General features: G+C 65.6%; 5 protein-coding genes and 1 pseudogene. All 6 read left to right on the top strand.

All coding sequences use genetic code 11. The features are described from left to right. Window positions 1-250 (top strand): permease (locus tag QZY07_RS14690; RefSeq protein ID WP_295404182.1); only part of this gene is annotated, 250 nt, incomplete at its 5' end. A gap of 14 nt (window positions 251-264) precedes the next feature. Next, complete coding sequence (locus tag QZY07_RS14685; protein ID WP_295404179.1) at window positions 265-507, top strand: thioredoxin family protein; 243 nt, start codon at window positions 265-267, stop codon at window positions 505-507. 108 nt (window positions 508-615) lie between these two features. Next, window positions 616-1,074, top strand: a complete 459-nt coding sequence (locus tag QZY07_RS14680; RefSeq protein ID WP_295404177.1) for a thioredoxin family protein — start codon at window positions 616-618, stop codon at window positions 1,072-1,074. Beyond that, window positions 1,071-1,754 carry a cytochrome c biogenesis protein CcdA gene (locus tag QZY07_RS14675; RefSeq protein WP_295404174.1) on the top strand — a complete coding sequence of 228 codons (684 nt, stop codon included), beginning with the start codon at window positions 1,071-1,073 and terminating at the stop codon, window positions 1,752-1,754. Before QZY07_RS14680 ends, QZY07_RS14675 begins: the two co-directional genes overlap by 4 nt. An 82-nt stretch (window positions 1,755-1,836) precedes the next feature. Next, a pseudogene (locus tag QZY07_RS27480) lies at window positions 1,837-2,088 on the top strand (hypothetical protein); the annotation flags it as partial. A 197-nt stretch (window positions 2,089-2,285) separates the two neighbouring features. Continuing rightward, window positions 2,286-2,934: efflux RND transporter periplasmic adaptor subunit (locus tag QZY07_RS14665; RefSeq protein WP_295404169.1), on the top strand; the 649-nt coding region annotated here is incomplete at its 3' end.

Below are 2,934 nucleotides of genomic sequence, written 5' to 3'. Positions count from 1 at the left end.
GGCGGCGGTGGTGCTCGGGGTGCCCATGTACACCAACGCGGCCGGCATCATCCCCATCGTCGAGGCGCTGATCGGCAAGGGCGCGGCGCTCGGCACCACACTGGCCTTCATGATGAGCGTCATCGCGCTCTCCGCCCCGGAAATGCTGATCCTGCGCAAGGTGCTCAAGTGGCCACTGATCGCCACCTTTGCCGGCGTGGTCGCGACCGGGATTCTCCTCGTTGGTTATGTCTTCAATCTCGTTCTCTAACGGAGTCAATCGGTATGAAAAATGTCAAGATCCTCGGCACCGGCTGCCGCAACTGTCAGACCACGCTCAGTCTGGTCGAGGAGGTCGCCCGCGCCAAATGCATCGAAATCGAGTTGGAGAAGGTGGACCAGATCCAGGACATCATGCAGTACCGCATCATGGCGACGCCGGGGGTGGTGATCGACGGCGAGGTGGTGCATTCGGGCGGGGTGCCGGATCGCAAGACGGTGGAAGGCTGGTTCGATCCCATGGTCTGAGCCAAACACCTCGCTCGCCACCGCCCAGCGGCTCCGTCATGGCGTGCCGCCAAGCCAAAGAGCAGTCAAACCGAACCTCATTCACACAACGACGCAGCGACCCGCCCCATGAAAACACCAAGACTCCTCTCTTGCCCTGACCAGCGCGCGCCCAAGAGACACTCTGCGCGGGTCAGCGGCATCGTCGTCGCCAGCCTCCTGCTGGGGGCGATCGGCGCGGTGCGGGCCGAACTGCCCTCGGCCAGTGCCGAGGCCATCCGCCAAGCACTCGGGTCCGGTCATCCCACGGTGATCGACGTGGGTGCGCGGACCTGCATCCCCTGCAAGAAAATGGCGCCCATCCTCGAATCCTTGGCCAACACCTATCGCGGCCAGGCCAGCGTGCTGTTCGTCGATTTGCACGCGGATGAGGCGACCGCCAAAACCTTGCGCATTCAGATGATCCCGACCCAGATCTTCTTCGACGCCCAAGGCCAGGAGGTCAAACGCCACATCGGCTTCATGGACGAACAGGCGATCCTCGCGGAGTTCAAGACGCTGGGGGTTGACGCCCAGGGCGCGGAATGACCGGGTTCGACCACCTCGATCAGCTCCTGGTCGCTTACCCGCTGCTGGCCTTCGGCGCGGTCTTTGTGGCCGGCGTGATCTCCTCGGCCTCGCCCTGCGTACTGACCACCATCCCACTGGTGATCGGCTTCGTTGGAGGCTATGCCGATGGCGATCGCTGGAAGGCGTTTCGCTATTCCCTGAGCTTCGTCTTCGGCCTGTCGTTGACCTTCACCGCCCTGGGGATGGCCGCCGGACTCTTCGGCACCTTGTTCGGTACCGTCGGCGGCGGCTGGTACCTGGTCGTCGGCGTCCTGGCCCTGCTGATGGGCGGGCAGATGATGGGGCTCTATGCCATCCCCTTGCCGGTCCCGCCCCAGTACCGGCCCAAACAGGGCGGGTTGATCGGGGCCTTTCTGCTCGGGCTTTTCTTCGGGGTGGTTTCCTCGCCCTGTGCCACGCCGGTGCTGGCGGTGATCCTGGCCTATGTCGCGACCCACGGCGAGATTCTCTACGGCGCAGCGCTGCTGTTTGTTTATGCCATCGGCCATTGTCTCTTGATGCTGGCGGCCGGTACCTCGATCGGTTTTGTCGAGTCCTTCGCCAAGTGCAAGGGCATCGCCCATCTCTCCGCCTGGACCCGACGCACCGGCGGACTGATGGTTGCTTTGGTTGGCGGCTATCTGGTCTGGAACGCCTGATGTCCAAGCGCGACGTCACGATCTCTCACCGTGACGCGCCGGTCGAGCGCGTCGCTCAACCCATCGGGAATTCCGTCCTGCCATGAAGCGACCCTCCCTCTCGACCCTCCTCATCGCCGCCGCGCTGGTCGTCGTCGCCGGGCTGGTGTTCTACAGGCTCAAGCTGGCCCCCGAATCGGTCATCGCGCACCCCGTGGCGCGCGGGACGATCGTCGGCGAGGTCATGGGGACCGGGACGCTGGAGGCGCGGGTGAAGACGACCATGAGCGCGCGCATCCAGGAACGCCTTGCACAGGTGCTGGTGGATCAGGGCGACCGGGTCAAGGCCGGTCAGCTCCTCGCACGGCTCGATGATGCGGAGACCCGGCAGCAGGTTGCCGTGGCGCTGGCCACGCTGGACGCGGCACACCGCACGGCCGAGCGTGTCGGCGCCGATCTAGCCCGCTCCGAGGCCGTGCTTGCGCTGGCCCGCCTCGATCACCAGCGCACCACGGGGGGCTGCTGGCGACCAAGGCCGCGTCACGGGCCGATGTGGACAAGACCGCCGAAGGGCTCCATGTCGCCGAGGCCGATCTCAAGCGATCCAACGCCGCCATCGCCGAGGCGCAGAGTCAGGTCGTCATGGCCGAGAAGACACTGCTTTACCGCCAGGAACAGCTCGCCTTCACCGAGATCCGCGCACCCTACGACGGACTCATCATTCGTCGCGACCACGATCCCGGCGACGTGCTCGTGCCGGGGGCCTCGCTCATGCAGCTCGTCTCCCTGGAAGAACTCTGGGTCAGCGCCTGGGTCGACGAGACCGTGATTCCCGCGCTCGCCACCGGGCAACCGGCGCGGATCCTGTTCCGCTCCGAGCCAGGGCGCGACTATCCCGGTACGGTTGCTCGCCTGGGTCGCGAGGCCGACCGCGAGACGCGCGAATTCCTGGTCGATGTGGGCGTCAGTGCGTTGCCGACGAATTGGGCCATTGGGCAGCGCGCCGACGTTTTCATTGAGGTTGGTCGCCAGACCGATGCGCTGCTTCTGCCACAGGATTTCCTGGTCTGGAAGGCCGGACAGCCTGGCGTCTTTGTCGACCAAGAAGGACGCGCTCAGTGGCGCGGCGTCACCCTGGGTTTGCACGGCGCCCAGGACATCGCCGTCACGCAGGGCCTCAGCGCCGGCGAGCCCGTCGTCC

The organism is uncultured Thiocystis sp., assembly GCF_903866365.1.
GTDB lineage: Bacteria > Pseudomonadota > Gammaproteobacteria > Chromatiales > Chromatiaceae > Chromatium.
This window is presented reverse-complemented; position numbering and strand designations above follow the sequence as displayed.

Coding starts and splice junctions, on each gene's coding strand:
- QZY07_RS14685 (WP_295404179.1), top strand. CDS start 265: ATGAAAAATGTCAAGATCCTCGGCACCGGCTGCCGCAACTGTCAGACC.
- QZY07_RS14675 (WP_295404174.1), top strand. CDS start 1,071: ATGACCGGGTTCGACCACCTCGATCAGCTCCTGGTCGCTTACCCGCTG.
- QZY07_RS14680 (WP_295404177.1), top strand. CDS start 616: ATGAAAACACCAAGACTCCTCTCTTGCCCTGACCAGCGCGCGCCCAAG.